Raw genomic sequence first — 23,716 nt, forward strand, 5'->3', positions numbered from 1 at the left:
CTCCTCAGCTGTTGTGCGGGTTCTGGGGATCGACGTTGAAGCGCGCCACGGCCTCATAGGCAGCCTTGGCCCGCATGTAGTTGACGCGTGCGGCCTCGCGCGCCTCGGCTTCCTCTTCCAGCTTGCGCGCGTGGTAGCGGTGGCCGCGTGTGGACTGGTGGGCCAGCGCGGTGAGGATCAGCAGCGTGGCGCCCACCACCACGGCAAACACGCCCAGGTCGAAGAACATGGCGCTGGCGATGTGGATCTCGCCCAGGTAGGGCAGCTCCAGGTGCGCCGTGTGCGTGGTCATGAAGGGGTAGTCCCAATAGAACGCGCCGGCGCCGGTGGCGATGGCGATGGCCAGGCCAAAGGCGATCCAGCGGCGCGGGTACAGCGTCAGATTGGCCTCGACCCACTGCGTGCCCGAGACGATGTACTGCAGCAGCAGCCCCAGCGAGAACACCAGCCCGGCCACGAAGCCGCCGCCGGGCTCGTTGTGGCCGCGCATGAAGAAGTACACCGACACCAAGGTGGTGATGGGCAGCAGCAGGCGCACCAGCACGGCCGGCACGGTCAGGTAGCCGATGGCCGTGTCCTTGGCCTGGCGCGGGTTGAACAGGTCGGTGATCAAATCGCCGGGCAGCACGCGCTGCTGCATGGGCAGGTCCATGGTTTCGCGGGCCGGGCGGAAGCGCCGCAGCAGCGCATACACCGTCAGCGCCACGATGGCCAGCACGACGATCTCGCCAAAGGTGTCGAAGGCGCGGAAGTCCACCAGCATCACGTTCACCACGTTGGTGCCGCCGCCCTCGGTGTAGGCGCGCTCCAGGTAGAAGGTCGAGGCGCTGTCGTCAAACGGGCGGCTGAGCATGGCATAGGTCAGCAGCGCGATGCCGCTGCCGGCAACCAGCGCAATCACCAGATCGCGCGCGCGCCGCGCCTGGGCCACGCTCTGGTCGATGGCCCAGCTGGCCGGGCGGATGGACTTGTCGCGCTGGGGCAGCCAGCGCAAGCCCAGCAGGAGCAAGATGGTGGTGGCAATTTCCACTGTCAGTTGCGTCAGCCCCAGGTCAGGCGCCGAGAACCACAGAAAGCTCAGCACCACGCACAGGCCGGTGGCGCCCAGCATCACCATGGAGGCCAGGCGGTGGAACTTGGCCTGCCAGGCCGCGGCGATGGCGCAGATGGCGCCTACGAACCAGATGGCGCCAAAGCCAGGCGAGATCGGTTGCACGGCGCGGTCACCAATCGTCAGCCCGCCATGCCACAGCGGCAGGCCCACGGCCAGGAAGGTGACCATGACGACCCAAAACATCTGCCATTGCAGGCGGTTGGTGGTCAGGCGCAGGCGCAGCGAGCGGCTGGTGCGCGTGAGCGAGGCCAGCGTGTACTCGAAAATACGCTGACCCGTCAGCGTCCAGGTGAAGGCGTAGTCGACCAGATAGCCCTTGCCGCGCACGTAGCGCGCCACAAAGAAAAACAGGCCCGTGCCCACCACCAGCGCGATCACACTCATGATCAGCGGCTTGTTGATGCCATGCCAGATGGCCAGGCTGTATTCTGGCAGCTGGCCGCCGACCACGGGCGTGGCCGCCGCGGCCAGGAAACTGCCGACCGTCAGATTGGGCAGCACGCCCACGGCGCAGCAAATCACCACCAGCAGGCCGACGGGCACGTTCATCCAGATGGGCGGGTCGTGCGGCTTTTTGGGCAGGTCGTCGGCTTTGGGGCCGAAGAACACGTCGTAGGCAAAGTGCAGTGAATAAATGGCGCTGAAGATGCCAAAGGTCACCGCCAGCACCGGCAAGCTGGCCTGGATATAGGCAGGCGCGTGCACCAGCACCGTCTCGGCAAAGAACATCTCCTTGGAGAGAAAGCCGTTGAAGAACGGCACGCCGGCCATGGCCGCCGTGGCCACCAGGGCCAGCACCGTGGTCACCGGCATCAGCTTGCGCAGGCCGGAGAGGCGCCGGATGTCGCGCGTGCCCGCCTCATGATCGACGATGCCCACCACCATGAACAGCGAGGCCTTGAAGGTGGCGTGGTTCATGATGTGAAAGACTGCGGCCACGGCCGCCAGCTCGCGGTTGAGGCCAAACAGCAGCGTGATCAGGCCCAGGTGCGAGATCGTCGAATAGGCCAGCAGGCCCTTGAGATCGTTCTGGAACATGGCCATGAAGGCCGCAAACAGCAGCGTCGTGGCGCCGACGATGCTCACGATCCAGAACCACTCCTGCGTGCCGCTGAGCACCGGCCAGAAGCGCCCGAGCAAAAACACCCCGGCCTTGACCATGGTGGCCGAGTGCAGGTAGGCCGACACCGGGGTGGGCGCGGCCATGGCGTTGGGCAGCCAGAAGTGGAACGGGAACTGCGCGCTCTTGGTGAACACCCCCAGCAGCACCAGCACCAGCACCGTGGTGTAGGCGCTGTGGTTGCGGATTTGCGAGCCGGCGGCCAGCACATTGTCCAGGTCGTAGCTGCCGACGATGTGCCCCAGCAGCAGCGCGCCGGCAAACAGGCACAGCCCGCCCGCGCCGGTGACCGTCAAGGCCATGCGCGCGCCGCGGCGCGCATCTTTGCGGTGGTGCCAGTAGCCGATCAGCAGAAAGGAAAAGATGCTGGTCAGCTCCCAGAAGAAGGCCAGCTGGATGATGTTGCCCGCCAGCACCACGCCGGCCATCGAGCCCATGAAGGCCTGCAGGAAGGAGAAAAAACGCGGCACCGGATCCTGCGGCGACATGTAGTAGCGCGCATACAGCACCACCAGCGCGCCGATGCCATACACCAGCATGCCGAACATCCAGGCAAAACCGTCCATGCGCATGGACAGGTTCAGGCCGTAGCTGGCCAGCCAGAGGAAGTCCTGCTCGTAAATTTCACCCCGGGCAATGCCGGGGAAGTACATGGCCAGCTGCACAGCGCAAAACAGCGCAATCAGGCCGGCCATGGTCGATTCGATGTTGCGCGCGTTGGAAGGCAGCGCGCTGGCAATCAGGCTGCCAATGAACGGCAAAAGAACAATGGTACTGAGTGCAACGGGCTCCATGATGGGGCGGATTCTACGGGCTTGCGCTTGGGCTGATTTTCAAAAGAGCCTCAAATCCCCATGGCAGCCGCCCATCTGGCAAGCAAAGCTCTGCGCGAGCCTTGGCAGAGCTTTCCAGAAGAGAGCTGGCTCTCAGGGGCGGGCCAGACGCCAGTTGCCCTCAAGCAGGCCATCGCCCAGTCTGTCGCCTGGTTGCTTGTCCTTGGCAAAGTAGTACAGCGGCATGCCCTTATAGGCCCACTGCTTGCTGCCATCGGCGCGCACGATGATGCTGTAGTCGCCCATCGGCTTGGCCTTGCTGTCCACGCCCAGTGGCGGCCAGTTGATGGCGCACTGGTCATTGCATGCCGAGGTGCCGCTGTGCGCCTTGTCCTTGGCAAAGGTGTAGAGCGTCATGCCCTTGGGGCCGATGAGCACGCCGTCGTTGGCTTGGGTCGGGCTAACGGGCACGTTGGCAATTTCCTGCTGCGGCTCGGTCGGCTTGCGGGTGCTGCCGCAGGCAGTCAGGGCTGCAGCCAAGGCAGTCAGGGCAATCAATTGAATGGGTTTCATGGCAAGAGCCTCCTAGGCTAATTAAAAGGAACGGGCAGTGTAAATGATGCCCGGCACAAGCCCAGTGCAGAGACAATGGCAGGCTCTTGATCGTCAAGCCGAGGAGGGACACACCCTGCAAGAAGCACTTCAAGCGCGCGGCCATGTCGTCGAAGCCAGGGCTGTCACCCAGAGCAAACGTGCAGGCGGAGGCAGGCTGGCTGCGCTGGCCCTGGGCTTGGCGCTGACCCTGCCGCTGCAGCCTGCGCAGGCGTATGTGGACGCCTACATCAACCCGACCTGGATGATTGAGGATGCCTATCGGCGCACGCTGGAGCAGAACAAGCTGCTCAACGAACAAAACCGCCGCAGGCACCAAGCGCGCAAGCCCCAGGCAGAAGGCAGCGCGCAGTACCGGCAGCTCTATGGCGCGGCCAAGCCAAGCAAGAAGGCGATGGGCAGCGCCAAGCGCCCGGCGTGGCCCGACGCGCACCGCTACCAGCACAGCGAGGCCGTGGCCCGGCAAGTCAGTGGCGAGATGGTGCAATCGCTGCGCGACTACCTGCGCCAGCAAGGGCGCCTGGATGCCCAGGCCGAGCAGCGCCTGCAAGGCTTTCAGCAGGCTGGCTTCGTGCAGCAGGTGCATCAGGCGCTGCGCGCCGATGGCTATGAGCCGCACAGCCTGGCCACGGCCATGGCCTTCTGGGTGCTGGTGAACTATGGCATCGCCCAGCAGCAGGACTTGAATCGCTTGAGCATGCAGCCACTGGTCAAGCAGCTGCAGACGGCCATGGCCGGCGAGCAGAGCGTGGCCGGTATGGATGCGGCCCAGAAGCAGCGCATGGCCGAAACCCTGTACTGGATGGGCAGCCTGCAATTAGGCATCTACGTGGATGCGGTCAAGACCGGCAACACGCAGGAGCTCAACGCCCGCATGCACGATGCCAAGGCGGCGCTGCGCCAGATGGGCTTGGAGGGCAGCATCCGCAACGGCAGCAAATGCCTGGAGATTGGCTGAGCGGGCTCAGCCCTTGGCCGGCGCGGCGGCAGGGCGGTGGATGGCGCAGAGCTTGTGGCCGTCGGGGTCGCGCACGTAGGCCAGGTACAGCGGGCCCATGGGGGTGTCGCGCAGGCCGGGAGGGTCTTCGACCGATTGGCCGCCATGGGCCACAGCGGCATCGTGGAAGGCCTGCACCTGCTCGGGCGATTGGCATTTGAAGCCGATGGTGCCGCCGTTGGCGGCCGTGGCTGGCTGGCCGTTGAGTGGCTCGGTCAGGGCGAAGGTGCCGCCATCGTGGCGGTAGAACAAGCGCCATTGGCCGCTGGCTGCTTGATTGCGCGTGGCCGCAGCCGCGCCAAGCACGCCGAGCACGGCATCGTAAAAACGCTGGGAGCGATCGATGTCGTTGGAGCCAAGCATGATGTGATTGAACATGGGGATCCTTTCAGGTGGAGGGAGGGCTGGAGGCGGGCGCGCCATCACTGCATCACTGGGCCTCTATGGCGATGTGCAGGCCGAATTTGTCCCAGGCGGCGGCTTCTTCCTGCAGCAGGTAGAAAGAGCGCGGGTGTTGTTGCGCCCAGGCTTGCGGCAGGCTCAGCCGCAGTGCCCCGTTTTTGCGCAGCGTCCATTGCAGCGTGTCCAGCTGGGGGCGCTGGCGGGCGTGGCAGAGCAGGGCGGCCAGGCGCAGGCACAGCAGCTGGCGGGTGAAGACGGGCTGGCCGCTGATGTCCTCGGCGACTTTTTTGAGCTTGCCCCGATGCCCTACGATCAGCCGCGCCAGGCGCTCGCGCTCGGAGGGCAGAAAGCCCGGGCAGTCGCCGTGGCGCAGGATGTAGGCGCCGTGGTGGTGAAAGCGCTCATAGGCGATGCTGATGCCGATTTCGTGCAGCTGGGCGGCCCATTGCAGCACCTGCAGATCGTCCTGGCCCCAGTGGCCGGGGTCCAGCGCGGCCCAGATGTGCGTGGCCACTTCGGCCACGCGCTGGCCTTGCTGGCGGTCGTAGCCGAAGCGCTGCAGCAGGCTGGCCACGGAGTTGTGGCGGATGTCGCGTTGTTTGGCGTCGTGGTCATCGCGTTGGATCAGGTCCAGCAGGGCACCTTGGCGCAGGGCGCCGTCGGAGATTTGCATGCGCTCGATGTCAAGCATTTGCATCAATGCCAGCAGCACGGAAATGCCGCCGCCGATGACGGGCTTGCGGTCTTCGCGCAAACCTTCAAAGCACAGCCGATCCACGTGCTGGGCTGCAATCAGCCGGGCCTTGAGCTGCTCGGCGCTGCTGCGGGTGATGGTCTGCGGCGCGTCGCCGAGTTGATGCAGGATTTGCGCCACCGCGCCCATGGTGCCCGATGCGCCATAGACGCATTCGCGCGGGTAGCGGGCAAAGCGCGCCAAGTGCTCCTCAATGATGGCGCTGGCGGCCAGCTCGGCTTTGGCGAAGGCCTTGGCGCTCAGGCGCCCGTCGCTGAAGAAGCGCTGTGACCAGGAAACGCTGCCGAAGGGGAAGGACACAGCCTCCAGTGGCGTTTGGCCAATGCCGGCGATCAGCTCGGTGGAGCGCCCGCCGATGTCGATCACCAGGCGCTGCTCCTGCACGTTGCGCGGCAGCAGATAGGTCACGCCCTGGTAAATCAGGCGCGCTTCCTCCTGGCCGGAGATGACTTCGATGGGGTGGCCCAGCAGTTGTTCGCCGCGTTCGAGAAATTGCGCGCGGTTACGCGCCTCGCGCAGGGTTTGTGTGGCCAGCGCCCGTACCTGGTTGGGGGCAAAGTCGCGCAGCCGCTCGCCAAAGCGCGCCAGGCATTGCCAGCCGCGCTGCATGGCCGCTTCGTCCAGGCAGCTGTCGGCGTCGAGCCCTGCGCCTTGGCGTACGGTTTCCTTCAAATAGTCCACGCGCTGCAGATGGCCGTTGTGCAGGATGCTGATTTCCAGCCGGAAGCTGTTGGAGCCCAGATCCACAGCGGCCAAGCGTTCACCGTCTTTCATATCGTTCTTTTGATGGGGCGTTGAGTCACAGCGCGCGATTGTAGGCAAGGGCGCTCAGGCGCGAGCCCTTGGCAATGGGGATGCTCTTCTCTGGCGCCGCATCAGCCCTGCGGCGCGGGCAGGATGTCGATGCCGCCGTCGCTGGCGCGTTGGACGCGCACGGGCAGGGATTGGGGCAGCAGGCGCAACCACTCGTAGGCCATGGCGATGCGCACGCGACCGAGCACCGGCAATGCAGCGGCGCCTGGGGCAACGCGAATGGGGGCGTGGTGGTAGCGCGCCAGGCGCTGCGCAGCCGCGGCCAGTGGCTCGCCGTCAAAGAGCAGCCAGCCGTGCTGCCAGGCAGCGGCGTCCTCGGGGCGCTCCAGCTGGGTGTGGTGGGCCTGGCCATGGGCATCGAGCATGACTTGCTGGCCCGCGCCCAGCAGCAAGGGGGCAGGACGGGGCTGATCGGGGGCGCCAGGCAGCGGCTGCACTCGCACCTGGCCGCTTTGTACGGCGATGCGCAGCTGCGGTGACTGGGGCGTGCCTTGCCACTCCACGCCAAAGCGGGTGCCCAGTACGGTGATGTGGGCCAGCGTGGTATGCACGGTGAAGGGGCGCTGCGCATCGGGCGCGACGGCGAAGAAGGCGCTGCCTCGGTGCAGCTGGGCCTGGCGCTCGGTGCTGAAATAGCGCAGCACGACGTGGCTGGCGGCATCCAGCGTGAGCTGGCTGCCGTCGGGCAGATCTTGCCGCTGCAGTTGACCGATGCCGCTGTCCAGCGCCAGCGTCCATTGCGGCGCGCCCAGCCCGCCCTGGCGCAGCAGCCAGGGGCGCAGCAAGAGCGCCAGTCCGCCCATCGCACCCAGCCCCAGAAGGGCAGAAAGCGCTTGGCGCCGCCCGCCGTGGCGGCGCGCGGTTGACATGGTGGGCTGGGGTGCCGTGGCTGTTGTGCCTGAGGCTTTGGGCGCAGTCAGCGTCGTCGGCGCTTCGCCACGCCATTGGTACAGCGCAGCTTCAATGGCCGCCATGCCTGCGGCAATGTCGCGCTCAATGGTTTTGATGGAGACGCCGTGCTGCTGCGCCAGCTCGGCCTGGGGCAGGCCATCGAGCCGATGGGCCAACAACACCTGGCGCTGACGCTGGCCCAGCTGGCCCAGGTGCTGGTCGATCGCAGCCAAGGCCTGGCGCAACTCATGGGCGCGGGCCGGGTTGGCGTGAGTTTGTGGCCAGTGGCAGGGCTGCTCGGTATCTTCGTGCCCGGCCACTTCGATCCACTGCTGTTGCCTGCCCTGATCGCGCAGGCGGTTGAGCGCCAGCCGTGCGCCTACGGCATAGATATAGGCCCGAGCCGAATCGTGCTGGGCGGCAGCGCCTGGCTCCTCGGGCCAGCGGCCAGCCAGTATGGGCTGTGCTGTGCTGCAAGGGCTGTCTTGGGCGCTGTTCGCATCGGCATGCACGACCAGGCGCAGCCAGGTCTCGTGCGCCAGCTCGTGCGCGGCATCGCTGCAGCCAGTGCGTTGGCGCAAAAAGCGCACCAGGCCTTCATAGTGCTGGCCAAACACGGCCAGCGCTGCGCCGGCAGTCATGGGCTGTGGGGAGGTGGGGTGGGCGCCAAGCATTTTCAGGGATGAGAATCGTTCTTGATTCTATGTCTGTTTTTTGCCTGGGATGGCCGGGGCTGCAGCGCTGCGCACAAGGCCAGAGGGGCAGGAAAGGCTTGAGCGGGGCTGGCTCACACCACGCAGCGCAGGCCTGGCAGGCGGGCCAGCAGGGCGCTGAGCAGCAGTGAGATCAGCAGCGTGCAGGCTGCAACCAGCGGGATGAATGCCCATTGCGTCAGCGCGTCGGGGCGCAGCAGCCGGTAGCTGCCGATGGCGTCGAGCACCAGCGGGTGCAGCAGGTAAATGCCCAGTGTGTGGCGTGCCACGGCACTGGTTGCTCTGCCCAGTAACGGGCGCTGCAGGCGGCGCAGCAGATGCACTGCCGCCAGCGACATGGCGATGACGCCGGGGCTGAAGTAATCGTAAAAGTACAGGCCGGCAGCCAGGCCATGGCGGAGCGCTACGGCATACAGGCCAAACATGGTGGCCAACATGGCCAAGCCAAACAGCAGCGGCGCTGCGGCCGACCGGCGCGGCGCCGTTGCTGGTGCCTGCTGCAGCGTACTGCCATACAGGTAGTAGCCCAGAAAAGGCAGCCAGAGGGTGAAGAACAGCGCTGGCAGCAGGCGCAGGCCGCCGTGCTGCACCAAGTTCATCATGGCGGCAATGGCCAGCAGGGCCAAGGAAAGGGCGCGACGCTGTGCCATAGGCATGGCAGCGCTGTGACGCGAAAGCCAGGGGGTGAGCAGGTACAGCCCGGCCAGCATGCTCAGAAACCACAGGTGAAAGTGCGGCGCGCCAGCCAGCCAGGATCGCGCCAGGCCGGGCGCCAGCGCCTGCCAGGCCGCACTCAGGCTGCTTGGTAGCTGGGCTTGCTGCAGCAACAGCCATGCGTTGTAGAACAGGCCCCAGAACAGCAGCGGCGCCAGCACACGTGCCATGCGCCGGCGCTGCGCCTGCCAACTGGCAGCGGCGCTGTGCGGCGTGAGCAGCAGGCAGCCGCTGAGCATGACGAATACCGGCACGCTCCATCGCATGGCCGCATCCCAGGCATTGCCGGCCCACCAGTCTGCCGAGCCCAGCGGCGCATAGACCACGGCGCTGGCGGCCACGTGCAGCAGCACCACGGCGGCGCAGGCCAGCAGCCGGGCGTTGTCGATCCAGACGCTGTGAACAGGCAGCTCTGCAACGCTGCCAATGAGCGACTGTGTGGAATCGGGCGGGGCACCAGACATGGCAAGATGCGCTCCGTTACAGTTGTGGTGTGCCCAGCCATTTTGGCAGGCTGCTTGTGCAGAAGCATTCCTGCAAAACCCGTATGCGCCGCGCAGCTTGGCCTTTTGAGCTTGCGGAGCCAGCGCTCAATGCTCAAAAATACAAATGAGAATAAGCATTGATATTGTTCTGTACAATTTGAAAAATAAACGCCTGCTTTTCCTGTCCTCCCAAGCGCCTCGCACCGCTCCTAGCGCCATGCCTCGGACAAGGGGGTGTTGAGATTGGGCCTGCAAAGCGGGTTCTGACCGAAAACACCGCTGCAACACTAAGCATGTCAACAACCCCAGGTGTGGCGCGAGGAGTTTGAGGACAGGCCGAAAGGCCAGCAGCCCAGGTGGCAACGCTGCCTGGTTGCGGCACAGTTTTTCCATCAACGACAAGGAGTTCTACAGCCATGCCCACACGCAAACCAAGTCACCTTGCCCTCGCCTTGCTGCCCATGTTGCTGGCCGCTTGCGCCAGCACCCAGCCGCAGGCCCCGGCCGAGCAGCACAAGCAGGCCACCCCCGTACAGGGCAGCCGGCCCGCAGCTTCCGTCGGCCATGGCAATGACATTGGTGAATACATCCAGGTCATGGATGGCAACAAGGATGGCGCTGTCACTGCCGAGGAGGTGCGCGCCCAGCGCATGGAGCACTTCCAGCGCGTCGATGCCAACCGCGACGGCAAGATCGACATTCAGGAGTACGTGAGCGAATTTCAGCAGCGTCTGCAAGCCGGCATGGTGGGCGACCGCGCAGAAATCGACCGCATGACGCTGGTGCGCTTCAATTCCCTGGCCGGTGAAGGGCAAAGCCACGTCAGCCGCAGCCGCTACGACCAGGCCAGCGAGCGCGCCTTCGCCGCCTTCGCGCAGGGCAAGTTGCCGGAGAAGCTCTCTGCCAGCAAACAGGGCCAAGGCCAAGCGCATGGCCATGGCCATGGCGACAAGGCCGAGAAAGGCCAAGGCCAGCAGCGCCCCAACATGCTGGCCATGCCCACCAATCACAGCAAGGCTGGCATGATGGCTTTGTACGACCTCAACCGCGATGGCAAGCTCACGCGCGAGGAGTTTGACAAAGTGCGCGAAGAGCAATTCAAGCGCACCGATGTCAATGGCGACGGGCGCCTGAGCCTGGGCGAATACGCCACCGAGTTCGATCTGCGCATTGACGCAGGCGTGAGCGAACTCATGGCACGGCAGATGACCCAGGCGCGCGTGCGCTTTGGCATCCTCGACGCCGACAAGAGCGACTTCCTGGAGGCGGAAGAATTCGTCCAAAGCGGCATGCGCATGTTCCAGCGCGTCGACCGCAACAGCGATGGTCGCGTCGATCAGGTCGATGCCTCGCTGCCGGCACCCAAGCGCGGCGAAGGCGCAGCCCGCCAGCAAGAAGGCCAGAAAGATTCGACCAAGGCGAAGAAGTAAGCCTGCTCTTTGACCATCACAGCGGGCCGCTTGCACTGGCCCGTTGTGGTCAGGCCTGAAACAAACCCCTGTGCGCCAATGGCGCACAGGGGTTTGTTTCATCTGCCGGGGCAGCGGGCGGCCGGCTATTGCGTTTGCCCGGCAGGCTGCGAACGCTCAGTGGTTCAATCCCCGGGTTCACCTGCCTGGAACAAGGCGGGCAGATCACGTGCGCCGTGCAGGATGCGCACGATCAGCACGGCATCGTGCTCGTCAGACTCGAAGAAGATGACGTAGCGGCCATGGGCACATGAACGGATGCTTTTGCCCAGCTCGGGACGCAGGCGATAGCTGCGTGGACTGAGGGCAATGCGCTGGCACTGCGCGCGCAACTCGCGCACAAAGCTCAGGGCGCGTACGGGGTTGTCGGCCGCGATGTAATCAGCAATGGCTTCGAGGTCTTGCTCGGCCAGCGGGGTAAGGGCCAGGCGCATCAGCGATCGGCTTGCGAGGCGTACTTGGTTTCGAGGCGCTCGAACACCGCATCGGCGCACTGGGCAGTGCCACTGGCGTGGCCTGCAGCGATTTCTTCGCGCAGGGCTTGGAGCTCGAGCTGCCTGCGCCCCTCTTGCTCTTGCAGCAGGCGCAATCCTGCCTGCACGACTTCGCTGATGTTGTTGAAGCGACCGCTTTGCACCTGATCGCGGATGAAGGCCTCGAAGTGATTGCCGAGGGCGACATTGATGGGCATGGCACATCCTCCTGGTAGTTGGCTGCAGCGATTGTGTGTGGCGTCCGCCAGCCGGTCAATGTCTTGCGGCTTTGGTGGCATTGGGCTTGAGCGCCTGTTCAAAGCCTCTGCATGGCGGGCGATGACGCGGACTTGGGCGGTCTACGGCGTTGTAAAGCCTCGGTCGGGCCCTGTGGGCTCGGCCGAAGCTGTCAACAGGGCAAGCTGTATTGAACAGCCCCTCACACATGCAGCGCCTGGCCCAGGGCGCGCAGGGCGGTTTCCTGAATGGCTTCGCCCAGGCTGGGGTGGGCGTGGATGGTGTGGCCTACGTCTTCCAGGTGCGCGCCCATTTCGATGGATTGCGAGAAGGCTGCGGCCAGCTCGGCGACGTGGCCGCCCACGGCCTGCCAGCCGAGGATGCGGTGCGTGTCCTTGCGGGCCACGACGCGGATGAAGCCTTCGCTGTCCTCCAGCGTCATGGCGCGGCCGTTGGCGGCAAAGGGGAATTGGGCGCTGAGCACTTCGTGGCCGGCGGCCTTGGCCTCCTCGGGCGAGAGGCCGACGCTGACGACCTCGGGGTCGGTAAAGCACACGGCCGGGATTTGCGCGGGCTGGAAGCGCCGCGTCTTGCCCGCGATGATCTCGGCCACCATTTCGCCCTGGGCCATGGCGCGGTGCGCCAGCATGGGCTCGCCGGTGAGGTCGCCAATGGCCCACACATTGCGCATGCTGGTGCGGCATTGCTCGTCGATCTGTACGGCGCGGCCTTTCATGTTCAGCTGCAGGTCTTCCAGGCCGTAGCCTTCGGTGCGCGGCTTGCGGCCCACGGCCACCAGCACCTGGTCGGCTTTGAGAGTGGTGGGCTTGGCATTGGCCTCGCCTGCGGGGCGGATGTCCACGCCGGTGGCTTTGCCCGAGGCCGGGCCGACGACCTGGTGGTTCAGGTACAGCGCGATGCCCAGCTTTTCCAGCCGCGCCTGCACGGGGCGGGTCAGCTCGGCGTCGTAGGCGGGCAGGATGCGCGGCGCGGCCTCGACGACGCTGACGGCCACGCCCAGCTTGCGGTAGGTGATGCCCAGCTCCAGGCCGATGTAGCCGCCGCCGACGACGATCAGCGTCTTGGGCAGCTGCTGGGGCGAGAGCGCCTCGGTGCTGGAGATGATGCGCTGGCCGTCAAAGGGCAGCATGGGCAGCTCCACCGGCTGCGAGCCGTTGGCCAACAGCAGGTGCTCGCACTGGATGCGCTGCGTGGCCTGGCCCTGGGCGTCGCGCACTTCGACGGTCTTGCCATCAAGGATGTGCGCCCAGCCCTGCACGACTTGGACTTTCTGACGTTTGAGCAGCGCGCCCACGCCGCCGGTCAGGCGCTGCACGATGCCGTCTTTCCAGGCGATGGTCTGGGCCAGATCCAGGCTGGGCTTTTGCACGCGGATACCCAGCGGGCTGTCGCCGCTGGCCTGGGCCTGGGCGCGGGCGTATTCGCTGGCGGCGTGAATCAGCGCCTTGGAGGGGATGCAGCCGATGTTCAGGCAGGTGCCGCCCAGGGCCTGGGCTTCGACCAGGGTGGTCTGGATGCCCAATTGCCCGGCGCGGATGGCAGCCACGTAGCCGCCGGGGCCGCCGCCGAGGATCAGCAGTTTGGTTTGAAGGGTTTGCATAAAGAGTCTGGTATCGCTTCAGTGGTGCCGGGCGGGCTCTGGCAAGGGTCAGGCCCGCCCGCCCTTGGTGAGTCAGTCGATGAACAGCTGCGCCGGGGTTTCCAGCAGGGCGCGGATGGCCTGGATGAAGCGCGCCGCGTCCATGCCGTCCACCACGCGGTGGTCGAACGAGGAGGACAGGTTCATGGTCTTGCGGATCACGATCTGGCCGCCCAGCACCACGGGCTTTTCCACCAAGCGGTTGACGCCGACGATGCCCACCTCGGGGTGGTTGATCACCGGGGTGCTGACGATGCCGCCCAGCGCGCCCAGGCTGGTGAGGGTGATGGTCGAGCCGCTGAGTTCGTCGCGCGTGGCCTTGCCCGCACGAGCGGCTTCGGCCAGGCGCGCCACTTCGGCGGCATTGCCCCACAAGTCGCGCGATTCGGCATGGCGCAGCACAGGCACCACCAGGCCGCCATCGGTCTGCGCGGCAATGCCCAGGTGCACGCCGTCGTAGCGGGTGACGATGCCCGCGTCGTCGTCAAAGCGCGCATTGATTTGCGGGAAGTCGCGCAGCGCAACCACCATGGCGCGGGCGATGAAGGGGATCATGGTGAGCTTGCCGCGCTCCTTGCCGTACTGGGCATTGAGCTTGCCGCGCAGGGCTTCCAGCTCGGTGACGTCCACCTCCTCCACATAGGTGAAGTGCGGGATGCGGCGCTTGGACTCCTGCATCTTCTCGGCGATCTTGCGGCGCAGGCCGATGACGGGCACCTGCTGCACGCCAGTGCGCATGGCGTAGCCGCTGCCGGCATGGCTGGCCGGGCCGCCCTGGCCGCTGGCGCGCTGCATGTAGGCGTCCAGATCCTCGTGCAGGATGCGCCCGTGCGGGCCGCTGCCGGGCACGAATTGCAACTCGATGCCCAGGTCCCAGGCGCGGCGGCGCACCGCAGGCGAGGCCAGCGGCGCTTCGCCAAAGTTGCGCGCCGCAGGGGCTGCCTGGGCAACCGGGGCGGCGCTGCCCGTGCGCGGCGCGCTGGCCGGAGCCTTGGCGGCGGGGGGCGGTGCAGCTGCTGGCTGGGCCGCTGGGGTTGCAGGGGCCGCTGCCGGTGCAGGGGGCGTGGCAGCGGCAGCTGTGGCCGAGGCAGCCGCAGCGGGGGCGGCGGCTTCGTCGGCGCTGACATTGCCTTCGCCTTCGACCTCCAGGCGGATCAACTCCGAGCCCACGGCCATCATTTCGCCCAGCTTGCCGCCCAGGGCCAGCACTTTGCCAGCCACAGGCGAGGGGATTTCGACGGCGGCCTTGTCGGTCATGACGTCGGCCAGGTTCTGATCCTCGCGCACCGTGTCGCCGACCTGCACATGCCAGGCCACCAGCTCGACCTCTGCGATGCCCTCGCCGATGTCCGGCATCTTGATGATGTGAATACCCATTGCTTTATGCCTCCATCACTTTCTTCAGGGCCTGGGCGACGCGCTCGGGCCCGGGGAAGTACGACCATTCCTGTGCGTGCGGGTAGGGGATGTCCCAGCCAGCGACGCGCTCGATGGGCGCTTCCAGGTGGTAGAAGCAGTGCTCTTGCACCAGCGACAGCAGCTCAGCGCCAAAGCCAGCGGTGCGCGTGGCCTCGTGCACGACGACGCAGCGGCCGGTTTTTTGCACGGACTGCACGATGGTGGGCAGATCCAGCGGCCAGAGGCTGCGCAGGTCGATGATTTCGGCATCGATGCCCGACTCTTGCGCCGCAGCCTCGGCCACGAACACCATGGTGCCGTAGGCGATCACCGTCACGGCCTTGCCTGGGCGCACGATCTTGGCCGAATCCAGCGGCACGGTGTAATGCCCGTCGGGCACCTCGCCCAGCTCATGCTTGGACCAGGGCACGACCGGGCGGTCATGGTGGCCGTCGAACGGGCCGTTGTACAGGCGCTTGGGCTCCAGGAACACGACCGGGTCGTTGTTCTCGATGGCAGCGATCAGCAGGCCCTTGGCGTCATACGGGTTGCTGGGCATCACGGTGCGGATGCCGCAGGTGTGCGTGAACAGCGCCTCGGGGCTTTGGCTGTGCGTCTGCCCGCCGTAAATGCCGCCGCCGCAGGGCATGCGGATCACCATTGGCGCGGAGAAATCGCCCGCCGAGCGGTAGCGCAGCCGCGCCGCCTCGCTCATGATTTGGTCCAGCGCCGGATAGACGTAATCGGCAAACTGCACCTCCACCACCGGGCGCAGGCCGTAGGCGGCCATGCCCACGCCGGCGCCGACGATGCCGCTTTCGGTGATCGGCGCATCGAACACGCGGTTCTTGCCGTACTTGGCCTGCAGGCCCTCGGTGCAGCGGAACACGCCGCCAAAGTAGCCCACGTCCTCGCCATAGACCACCACGTTGTCGTCGCGCTCGAGCATCACGTCCATGGCCGAGCGCAGCGCTTGAATCATTGTCATCTTGGCCATGCTCACACCCCCAGCTGCTGGCGTTGCGCAATCAGATGCGGCGGCATCTGCTCGTACACGTCGTCAAACATATCAGCGGCGCTGCGCTGCGGGCCGCTGATGAGGGTTCCGTAGCCCTCGGCCTCCTTCTGCGCGGCCAGCACCTCGGCTTCGACCTCGGCCTGCACGGCCTCGTGCTCGGCCTCGCTCCAGGCGCCCAGGCCCGTCAGGTGTTTGGACAGGCGCACGATCGGGTCGCCCAGCGGGAAGCGCTGCCAGTCATCGGCCGGGCGGTACTTGCTCGGGTCGTCGGAGGTGGAGTGCGGCCCGGCGCGGTAGCTGACCCACTCGATCAGCGTCGGCCCGTGGTTGCCGCGCGCGCGCTCGGCGGCCCAGCGCGAAGCGGCCAGCACGGCCAGGAAATCATTGCCATCCACGCGCAGCGACGCAATGCCCATGCCCGTGCCGCGCGCGGCAAAGGTGGCGGTGGAGCCGCCGGCAATGGCCTGGAAGGTGGAAATCGCCCACTGGTTGTTCACCACGTTCATGATGACCGGCGCGTTATAGACCTGCGCGAACACCAGCGCGGTGTAGAAGTCCGCCTCGGCCGTGGCGCCATCGCCAATCCAGGCCGTGGCAATGCGCGAGTCGTGCTTGATGGCCGAGGCCATCGCCCAGCCCACGGCCTGCACGTACTGCGTGCCCAGGTTGCCGGAGATGGAGAAAAAGCCATAGTCCTTGGCCGAGTACATCACCGGCAACTGGCGGCCCTTCACCGGGTCGGCCGTGTTGGAGTAGATCTGGTTCATCATCTGCACCATCGGCATGCCGCGCGTGAGCAGGATGTTTTGCTGGCGGTAGGAGGTAAAGCACATGTCGTCCTGGTTGAGCGACATGGCCTGGCCCACGCCAATGGCCTCCTCGCCCAGGCTTTGCATGTAGAAGGAGGTTTTCTTCTGCCGCTGCGAGATCACCATGCGCGCGTCGAAGGCGCGCGTGAGCATCATGAGCCGCAGGCCGCGGCGCAGCTCCTCGACGCTGGCCTTGGGATCCCACGGGCCCTGGGCCTGGTGGTTCTCGTCGAGCACCCGGATCAAGCTGTTCTTCAGCGAGATGGTGTCCTCATACGCGCAGTCGATGGCCGGGCGGGGCACTTCGCCGGCCTTGGAGAGCTTCAAGAAGGAAAAATCGGTCTTCTGCCCCGGTCGCGCCGATGGCTCCGGGACTTGCAGGCGCAGCCTGCCTTTGCCTGGCCCCTGCGCGGGGGCCTTGGATTTGCGCATGGTTGGTGTCTCCCAGTGGATTGTGTCCACCATTGGTTGCAGGCTCTGCCGCTCTTGCAACGCAAACCCCGCCGGGCCGGGCCTGGCGGGGTTTGGATGTGGGGCAAAGACCCAGGAAAAATCGACTTGTGCGGGCGAGTGTGTCGCCCTGCAAAGCCACTGCCGTCACGGGGCGGGTGACCCCTGCTCAGGCCGGGCGCTATCCTAGCAAGCACATGCCGCCTTGGCAGGTCGTGCAAACCCTCAGATGCTGCGTGCAGGCGCAAGCGGTGGGATTTTTGGCCCGATTCGTGCACTGCAGGAAGGCAGGACTGCATGACACACAGAAAAATTTTATTGAAAGTTAACGGTAATAAGAATAATTCCTATATGATCTACAAAAGAACGTGTCAGCCATTGGCGCCGACACGCTTTTTTTGTTCTTGGAAAGGGAAGGCGGATGATTCGCAACGGCAACCGGAGGCAGCGCGCGCTGCCTTGGCGCACATGGGCGCTGGTCTGTGCGGTAGGGCCGCTGGCGTCCTTGGGCGCCAGCGCGCAGCAGGCGGCAATCACGCCCGTTGTGCAGGCGCAGCAAGTGCAACAGGCGCAGGATGTGGAGCTCGATGAGGTCGTCATCAGCGCTGCGGGCTATGAGCAAGCCTTGGCCGAGGCGCCAGCGACGATTTCCGTCATCACGGCGCAGGACTTGCAAGGCAAGTACTACCGCGATGTGAGTGACGCTTTGCAGGATGTGCCAGGCCTGAGTGTGGAGGGCGGCGCCAGCAGGCGTCTGGAATCCACCTCCATCACCATCCGTGGCATGGGCGAGAGCTACGTGCTGTTTCTCGTGGATGGCAAGCCTTTGGGCGATTCGGCCGAGGCCTACTACAACGGCTTTGGCGGTGCAACCAAGATCAATCAACTGCCGCCCATGTCGGCCATTGAGCGCATCGAGGTCATCCGTGGCCCCATGTCTTCGCTTTACGGCTCCAGCGCGCTGGGCGGAGTGATCAACATCATCACCAAGAAGCAGGGCATGCAGTGGTCTGGCTCCCTGACGGTGGATACCGTGCAGCAACAGGCTGGGCAGGCGGGCGATTCCTGGCAGGCCGCTTACTACCTGAGCGGGCCATTGAGCGAGCGAGTGGGGCTGACGCTGTCTGGCTCGAAGTTCCGCCGCGCAGAAGACAAGGTTCAGGACGGTTGGGCCAAGAAAGACCGCGAACATGCCACGGCGCGCCTGCACTGGGCGCTCAGCCAGGCGCAAAGCCTGGAATTGGAAGCGGGCTTGAGCCGCAACGAAAACCTGCGCACCCAGGCACGCTCGGGGGTGGATCAAGACATGTCCAACCGCCGCCCCCAGTGGGCGCTGACGCACGAGCTGCGATGGGGGCAGGGGATGAGCACGCGTTCCTTTGCCACGCACGAGAAAGTCTCCGTGCGCAACGGCGGCAACCGCTCGTCCTATGAAATGGCCAGCCTCAACAGCAAGACCGTGGTGCCACTGGCGCGGCACATGCTGACCGTGGGTGCCGATGTCAAGCAGGAGAAAACCCGCCATATGGCATCGCGCTTTCCCGGCTCTATCAAAACCAATCTCTCGCGCTGGCAGGCGGCCCTGTTCGCTGAGGATGAGTTTGCGCTCGGCGATGCGCTCTCGCTCACGGGCGGCCTGAGGCTCGATCGCAATCAGCACTACGGCACGGAAATCACCCCGCGCCTGTATGCGGTCTATCGCTTGGGCGGGCAGTGGTCGCTCAAGGGCGGCATGGGCGGCGGCTACAAAACCCCCTCGCTGAAGCAGGCCGATGACAACATCGTAGAGATCGCCGCGCGCGGCGCGGCCTGGGACAAGGGCAACACCCAGCTCAAGCCCGAGCGCAGTGCCAACTACGAGCTGGGCGCCGTCTGGGCCGATGGTCCGCGCAGCCTGGGCATCACCTACTACAACACGCGCTTCAAGGACAAGATCTCCACCACGCGCATTTGCAACAGCCCGGCCAATGCGCCCAACTGCCACTACAACGGCGAGGTGCGACAGCGCATCAATCAATACATCAACCTGGATCGCGCCAAGCTCCAGGGTTTGGAGCTGGCCGCCAAGGCCCCGCTGGGGCCGGTGCTGCTCAAGGCCAGCTACACCTGGTCGGACAGTGAAATCACCCGTGGCGCCAATCTGGGAAAGCCCCTGAACAACCTGCCCCGGCACATGCTCAACCTCGGCGCCGACTGGTCCGTCAACACGCACTGGACGGTGTGGGGCAAGGCCAAATACAAAGGCAAGACGCTGGAGGACGGCCAAAACCAGTACCCCGCATACACCCTGGTGGATGTGGGCATGGCCTACGACATCGGCGCGCAATGGCAGGTTTTCGGCGGCATCTACAACCTGCTGGACAAGCAAATCACGCGCGACGTATTCGGCAAATCGCTCGATGGCCGACGCTGGCACATCGGCGTGACGGCGCAGTTCTGAACACGCTCTGAGTGCGCGCATGTCCTGCGATGCGCACAAAGGCTGTTGACAAGCATTGGCCATGCACAGGCACACCATGATGACAAGCAAGCCCTCATCTTCTGCTGTTGCGCGGCCTGCGGCACCCGCACTGCCTTGGCGATATCGACTGGCCGTGGCCTCGCGCGCGCTGGCGGGCGTGGGCCTGGGGTACGTGCTGGCAGCCCAGGCGGCCTCGCTGCTGGCGCTGCTGTGGCAGGCGTTGGGCATGCCGCGCGCCGATGCCGTCACCCTCGCGGTCATGCTGGCCTTCATCCTCTACGCCTGCGCGCTGCTGTGGGCTTTTGCCTGCTCCAGTGGCTGGCGCGTCTGGCGCGTGCTGGGCGTGGGCGTGCTGGCTTGCACGGCGCTGCTGTGGTGGGCGCACGCCGGGGCGGGTGCGGCATGAGGCCCGATGGAAAACCCGAGGGCTTGCGCCAGGCCATGTCCTGGTTGCACACCTGGAGCAGCCTGCTGCTGGGCTGGCTGCTGTTTGCCATTTTTTTCACTGGCACGCTCAGCTACATGCGCAGCGAAATTGACGATTGGATGCGCCCTGAGCTGCATGCTGCATCGCCCGCCACACCGCCCGCGCAGGCAGCCGGCCATGCCTTGCAGGCTTTGCAGCGGCTGGCCCCACAGGCCGACAGCTGGACGATTGCCCTGCCCAGCGCCCGGCAGACGGCGCTGGCGGTCAGTTGGCGCGCCCCCCAGCGCCCTGGCGCAGCGGCGGCAGCGGCAGGCAGCGCGCCGCCTGGCCGGGCAGGGCAAATCACCCATTACCTGGACGCCGCCACGGGCGAGCCGCTGACGCCGCGCCAGACGCGCGGGGGCAGCTTTCTCTACCGTTTCCACTTCGAGCTGTATGGCCTGCCGCGCCTGTGGGCGCGCTGTCTGGTGGGCATCGCCACCATGATGATGTTCGTGGCCATCGTCAGCGGCGTCATCACGCACAAGAAAATCTTCAGCGACTTTTTCACCTTCCGCCCCGGCAAAGGCCAGCGCTCCTGGCTGGACGCACACAACGCCAGCGCCGTGCTGGCCCTGCCTTTTCACATCGTCATCACCTTCAGCGGGCTGCTGCTGTTGGCCAACATGCTTATGCCCTGGCCCACCCAGACCGTTTACAAGGGCGATACCACGGCGTATTTCATGGAGTCGCGCGGCCTGGCGCCCGCCTCATCAGCCCCGTCAGCCCCGTCAGCCCCAACCGCCACAGCAGGCCGTGCATCGGCCTTGCCTGCCGCCGGGCCTGCGCGCGGCCCCAGTGCGCAACAGCGCCTGGATGAGCCGGCCATCAGCGCCGCCACCTTGCAACACCTGCTGGTGCAGGCCCAGTCGCAATGGCCAGAGCGCGGCGTGGGCCGCATCAGCATCCAGGCCCCTTACTCGCCCAGCGCCACGGTGGAGCTGCGCGAAGGCGGGGGCGAGCACCTGAGCGCGCGCAACCACAACGCCCGCAGCCTGCGTTTTGACGCCCACGGCGCGCCCCTGCCGGTCGCTGCGCCGGCCCAGCCCTCCTGGGTGCGGGCCAGCTACAACATCCTCGTGGCCCCGCACCTGGGCCGCTTTGCCGAGCCTGCCGTGCGCTGGCTGCTGTTTCTCTCCGGCTTGCTCGGCTGTGCGATGGTCGGCAGCGGTATGGCGCTTTGGGTCGTCAAACGCCTGCCCCAGCGCGCCAAGCAGGGCTACACCCCGCGCGGGCACCGGCTGGTCGAGCAGCTCAACGTCGCCGCCATCGCCGGGCTGTGCGTGGCCACGGCCAGCTACTTCTGGCTCAACCGCCTGCTGCCTGCCAGCCTGGCCGATCGCGCGCTGTGGGAAATTCGCGGCTTTTTCCTGGTCTGGCTGCTGTGCGCCCTGCACCCCTGGCTGCGCAGCCACGGCCGTGCTTGGCAAGAGCAAATGAGCGCAGCGGCCTTGCTGTTTGCGCTGCTGCCACTGCTCAACCCCTTGACGGGCGGCGTCGCATGGCCGTTTGCCTTGGCGCGCCAGCAATGGGGCGTGGCCAGCGTGGATGCGATTGCGCTGCTGATGGCCGCTGCCTGCGGCGCAGTCGCCTGGCGGCTGAACCGCGCCAAAACCCAGGCGCGGCCAGCCAAGGCTGCTGCCTCATCCAAGGCAACCACTGCGGCAACAGCCGCCAGCATCGCTGCCCAGGAGCCCAGCGCATGAGCACCTGGCACGCCATGCCCTTGATCCTGGCCTTGAGTTTTACGGGTTTCGTGCTGCTGGCCAGCGCCATGCAGCGCCACTGCGATGAGTTTGCGCCCAGCCCTTGGCTGGGCAGTTTGCGGCGCAGGCGGGGGCAGGGCGCAGCCGCCCTGGGCCTGGCGCTGTTGTTTTGCCTGGGCCAATGGCCTGCGGCGCTGGCAGTGCTGGTCTGGCTGGGGCTGCTGACTTTTGCCGCCTTGGCCCTGGGCCTGCTGCTGACCTACGCCAGCGCCCGCGCCCATCGTTTTGTGGCCTGGGGCGCGACCGCCTGTTTATTGGCTGCGCTGTGGCTGGGGGCGTGGCGCGCCATTGGCTGATGGCGCATGGCGCGTAGCAGAGCGCAGCAGATGGCATGGCATCGACGCGATGCACCAATGCCGTGTACCAATGCCGTGCATCAACGCCATACTTCAGCGCGGCGCAATCAGCCAGCCGCCGTCGCCCTGGCGTTGCACGCGCACGGGCAGCGTGCGCGGCAGGCTGGCCAGAAAAGCGCCCGGATCGCGGATGGGAAAGCTGCCCGTCAGCCGCAGCGCTTGCAGGCGCTGGGCGTTGCCCGCCAGGCGCAGGCCGGGGCGCAGGTAGCCATTCCAGCGCTCCACCACTTCGGGCAGCGGCGTGGCGTGGAACACCAGCCAGCCACCGTCCATACCGCCTTGCCATGCGCCCACGTCGGCGGCGTCGATGGGTTGGGGCTGGCCGCTGTGGCCTGCGCCAAGGCGCAATTGCTGGCCCGCGCCCAGCTCCGCCAGCGGCGCGCTTGGTTCGACCTGGGCGGCCGGGGCATCGGCCTGCGCCCACACGGCTACGCGCCCTTGGGCCACAGCCACGTGCATGTGCGCCTGGCGCACGGCCACGCTAAAGCGCGTGCCCAGCACACGCACCCGGCCCTGGGCGGTGAACACCGTCAGCGGGCTGTCTGCATCCGGGGCCACTTGCAGGTGAATTTCGCCGCGCTCCAGGTGCAGCTCGCGGCGCTGGCGGTACAGGGCCACGCGCACGCGCGTTTGCGCATCCAGCGCCAGCTCGGTGCCATCGGGCAGCCTCAGGCGCTGGATTTCGCCCTGGCCGGTGGCCAGCGCCTGCGCAAAAGTCGGCCGCAGCCACAGCCAGCGCCCGGCTGCGCCCAGCCCCAGCGTCAGCGCCGCCACGCCCATCAGGCCCAGCACGGCGCGGCGCGGCGCGCCCTGGCGCTCGCGGGCGCTGGGCGGCAGGCTCAGGCTGTCGCGCAGGGCGCTGCCGTCCGTGGCCTGCCAGATTTGGCGCGCCACCTGGCAGGCGGCGGCAAAGGCCGGCTCGCGCGCGCTGCGCGCTTGCAGCTCGGCCTGGGCCGCCTGCGCCTGCTGCGCATCGCCGCCGTGGCTGCGCGCCAGCAGCAACAGGGCCTCGCTGACCAGGGCATCGTTGCTCGGGGCCTCGTCCATCAAAGCCTCATCCGGCAAGCTGTCATGCGCCACGGCGGCGTGGGGCGGCGGCATCTTCATGGTAGGGCGGTGGCGGCAGCCGCCGTGGGCGTTGCAGCGGCAGCGGCCAGCAGCGCGCGCGGGGCCAAGTCCAGCGTGGCGCGCACCACGTGTTTTTCAATGCCGGCCACGCTCACGCCCATGTGGGCCGCGGCCTCGGCATGGCTGAAACCATGCACCCGCACCAAGATGAAAGCCGTGCGCCGCCGCAGCGGCATCAGCGCCAGCCGCGCGCTCAGGCGTTCGAGCTGCTGGCTGGCCGCGCAGCAGCGCTCGGCGCTGGGGGCGGCATCCTGCTCGCACAGCATCGCCAGGTTGTGCAGGGCCTGGGCCTCGGCCCGGCGGCGGCGCGCCTCGTCGATCACCAAATGCCGACCAATGCGAAACAGCAGCGCGCGCAAATCCAGCACCGCATCCAGCCTCGGCCCCAGCGCCCATGCGCGGGCATGGCTTTCTTGCACCACATCGCGCGCGGCCTCGCGGTCGCCCGTGGCGCGGGTGAAGTGGCCCAGCAATTCGTCGTAATGGCGGGTGAAGGACATGCGCGTGCAAGGCAAAAAGGCAAGCCAAGAAGGGTTGGGCGGCCCAGGCTGCAAAAAAGCACGCGCGATGCGTGCAATCTAAATAGGAAGGGTTTGCATTCTATTAATTTTCTGTTGCCGCCCTCCCAAAGAGAGAT

21 protein-coding genes are annotated in these 23,716 nt (G+C 66.4%); 6 read left to right on the top strand and 15 right to left on the bottom strand.

Annotated elements, in window-relative coordinates; genetic code table 11:
• Positions 1-4 precede the first annotated feature (4 nt).
• Positions 5-3,028 carry a monovalent cation/H+ antiporter subunit A gene (locus tag CLI93_RS00240; RefSeq protein WP_095543187.1) on the bottom strand — a complete coding sequence of 1,008 codons (3,024 nt, stop codon included), beginning with the start codon at positions 3,026-3,028 and terminating at the stop codon, positions 5-7.
• Positions 3,029-3,160: 132 nt separating this feature from the next.
• Positions 3,161-3,580: a COG4315 family predicted lipoprotein gene (locus CLI93_RS00245; protein ID WP_172424334.1), complete on the bottom strand. Its 420-nt coding sequence runs from the start codon at positions 3,578-3,580 to the stop codon at positions 3,161-3,163.
• Between the two features lie 217 nt (positions 3,581-3,797).
• Here CLI93_RS00245 and CLI93_RS00250 point away from each other — a divergent pair, with 217 nt between their 5' ends.
• Entirely contained in the window at positions 3,798-4,577 is a 780-nt protein-coding gene (locus CLI93_RS00250) for a DUF6683 family protein (RefSeq protein ID WP_095543188.1), read from the top strand.
• A 6-nt stretch (positions 4,578-4,583) separates the two neighbouring features.
• On the opposite strand, the gene CLI93_RS00255 is transcribed toward CLI93_RS00250, so the two are convergent.
• The 5 genes from CLI93_RS00255 to CLI93_RS14650 all read right to left on the bottom strand — a co-directional run bounded on the left by CLI93_RS00255 (position 4,584) and on the right by CLI93_RS14650 (position 9,806).
• Entirely contained in the window at positions 4,584-4,994 is a 411-nt protein-coding gene (locus CLI93_RS00255; protein ID WP_095543189.1) for a VOC family protein, read from the bottom strand.
• Positions 4,995-5,046: 52 nt separating this feature from the next.
• Positions 5,047-6,546 carry a Ppx/GppA phosphatase family protein gene (locus CLI93_RS00260; protein ID WP_095543190.1) on the bottom strand — a complete coding sequence of 500 codons (1,500 nt, stop codon included), beginning with the start codon at positions 6,544-6,546 and terminating at the stop codon, positions 5,047-5,049.
• A gap of 101 nt (positions 6,547-6,647) precedes the next feature.
• A complete protein-coding gene (locus CLI93_RS00265; RefSeq protein WP_172424335.1) occupies positions 6,648-8,117 on the bottom strand; it encodes a sigma-70 family RNA polymerase sigma factor in 1,470 nt (489 codons plus the stop codon).
• 146 nt (positions 8,118-8,263) lie between these two features.
• The gene (locus tag CLI93_RS00270) at positions 8,264-9,367 is read right to left on the bottom strand and encodes an acyltransferase (protein WP_095543192.1); all 1,104 of its coding nucleotides are present in this window, start codon (positions 9,365-9,367) and stop codon (positions 8,264-8,266) included.
• Positions 9,368-9,500: 133 nt separating this feature from the next.
• Positions 9,501-9,806, bottom strand: a complete 306-nt coding sequence (locus tag CLI93_RS14650; RefSeq protein WP_143326445.1) for a hypothetical protein — start codon at positions 9,804-9,806, stop codon at positions 9,501-9,503.
• Between CLI93_RS14650 and CLI93_RS00275 the strand changes: the two genes are divergently transcribed.
• Entirely contained in the window at positions 9,805-10,818 is a 1,014-nt protein-coding gene (locus tag CLI93_RS00275) for a hypothetical protein (protein WP_095543193.1), read from the top strand. The two genes, CLI93_RS14650 and CLI93_RS00275, sit on opposite strands and share 2 nt — an antisense overlap.
• Before the next feature lie 164 nt (positions 10,819-10,982).
• On the opposite strand, the gene CLI93_RS00280 is transcribed toward CLI93_RS00275, so the two are convergent.
• The 6 genes from CLI93_RS00280 to CLI93_RS00305 all read right to left on the bottom strand — a co-directional run bounded on the left by CLI93_RS00280 (position 10,983) and on the right by CLI93_RS00305 (position 16,884).
• Positions 10,983-11,291: a type II toxin-antitoxin system RelE/ParE family toxin gene (locus tag CLI93_RS00280; RefSeq protein ID WP_095543194.1), complete on the bottom strand. Its 309-nt coding sequence runs from the start codon at positions 11,289-11,291 to the stop codon at positions 10,983-10,985.
• Positions 11,291-11,548, bottom strand: coding sequence for a type II toxin-antitoxin system ParD family antitoxin (locus CLI93_RS00285; RefSeq protein WP_095543195.1), 258 nt, complete (start codon positions 11,546-11,548; stop codon positions 11,291-11,293). Before CLI93_RS00285 ends, CLI93_RS00280 begins: the two co-directional genes overlap by 1 nt.
• A gap of 221 nt (positions 11,549-11,769) precedes the next feature.
• Positions 11,770-13,188 (bottom strand): dihydrolipoyl dehydrogenase, encoded by a 1,419-nt coding sequence (gene lpdA, locus CLI93_RS00290; RefSeq protein WP_095543196.1) that lies wholly within the window; start codon positions 13,186-13,188, stop codon positions 11,770-11,772.
• 72 nt (positions 13,189-13,260) lie between these two features.
• Positions 13,261-14,604 carry a dihydrolipoamide acetyltransferase family protein gene (locus CLI93_RS00295; RefSeq protein ID WP_095995927.1) on the bottom strand — a complete coding sequence of 448 codons (1,344 nt, stop codon included), beginning with the start codon at positions 14,602-14,604 and terminating at the stop codon, positions 13,261-13,263.
• Between the two features lie 4 nt (positions 14,605-14,608).
• Positions 14,609-15,622 (bottom strand): alpha-ketoacid dehydrogenase subunit beta, encoded by a 1,014-nt coding sequence (locus CLI93_RS00300; protein WP_172424231.1) that lies wholly within the window; start codon positions 15,620-15,622, stop codon positions 14,609-14,611.
• A gap of 2 nt (positions 15,623-15,624) precedes the next feature.
• Positions 15,625-16,884, bottom strand: coding sequence for a thiamine pyrophosphate-dependent enzyme (locus CLI93_RS00305; protein WP_095542006.1), 1,260 nt, complete (start codon positions 16,882-16,884; stop codon positions 15,625-15,627).
• A 439-nt stretch (positions 16,885-17,323) separates the two neighbouring features.
• Here CLI93_RS00305 and CLI93_RS00310 point away from each other — a divergent pair, with 439 nt between their 5' ends.
• The 4 genes from CLI93_RS00310 to CLI93_RS00325 all read left to right on the top strand — a co-directional run bounded on the left by CLI93_RS00310 (position 17,324) and on the right by CLI93_RS00325 (position 21,891).
• Positions 17,324-19,342, top strand: coding sequence for a TonB-dependent receptor domain-containing protein (locus tag CLI93_RS00310; RefSeq protein ID WP_095995926.1), 2,019 nt, complete (start codon positions 17,324-17,326; stop codon positions 19,340-19,342).
• A gap of 76 nt (positions 19,343-19,418) precedes the next feature.
• Complete coding sequence (locus tag CLI93_RS00315) at positions 19,419-19,769, top strand: iron transporter (RefSeq protein ID WP_238946638.1); 351 nt, start codon at positions 19,419-19,421, stop codon at positions 19,767-19,769.
• 35 nt (positions 19,770-19,804) lie between these two features.
• The gene (locus CLI93_RS00320; protein WP_238946637.1) at positions 19,805-21,535 is read left to right on the top strand and encodes a PepSY-associated TM helix domain-containing protein; all 1,731 of its coding nucleotides are present in this window, start codon (positions 19,805-19,807) and stop codon (positions 21,533-21,535) included.
• Complete coding sequence (locus tag CLI93_RS00325) at positions 21,532-21,891, top strand: DUF3325 family protein (RefSeq protein ID WP_095995925.1); 360 nt, start codon at positions 21,532-21,534, stop codon at positions 21,889-21,891. Before CLI93_RS00320 ends, CLI93_RS00325 begins: the two co-directional genes overlap by 4 nt.
• Positions 21,892-21,984: 93 nt before the next feature.
• On the opposite strand, the gene CLI93_RS00330 is transcribed toward CLI93_RS00325, so the two are convergent.
• Positions 21,985-23,052: a FecR family protein gene (locus CLI93_RS00330; protein WP_238946655.1), complete on the bottom strand. Its 1,068-nt coding sequence runs from the start codon at positions 23,050-23,052 to the stop codon at positions 21,985-21,987.
• A gap of 2 nt (positions 23,053-23,054) precedes the next feature.
• Positions 23,055-23,579: an RNA polymerase sigma factor gene (locus CLI93_RS00335; RefSeq protein WP_095995924.1), complete on the bottom strand. Its 525-nt coding sequence runs from the start codon at positions 23,577-23,579 to the stop codon at positions 23,055-23,057.
• Positions 23,580-23,716: the final 137 nt, after the last annotated feature.

The sequence above is a fragment of the Vandammella animalimorsus genome (assembly GCF_002288875.1).
Classification (GTDB): domain Bacteria; phylum Pseudomonadota; class Gammaproteobacteria; order Burkholderiales; family Burkholderiaceae_C; genus Lampropedia; species Lampropedia animalimorsus.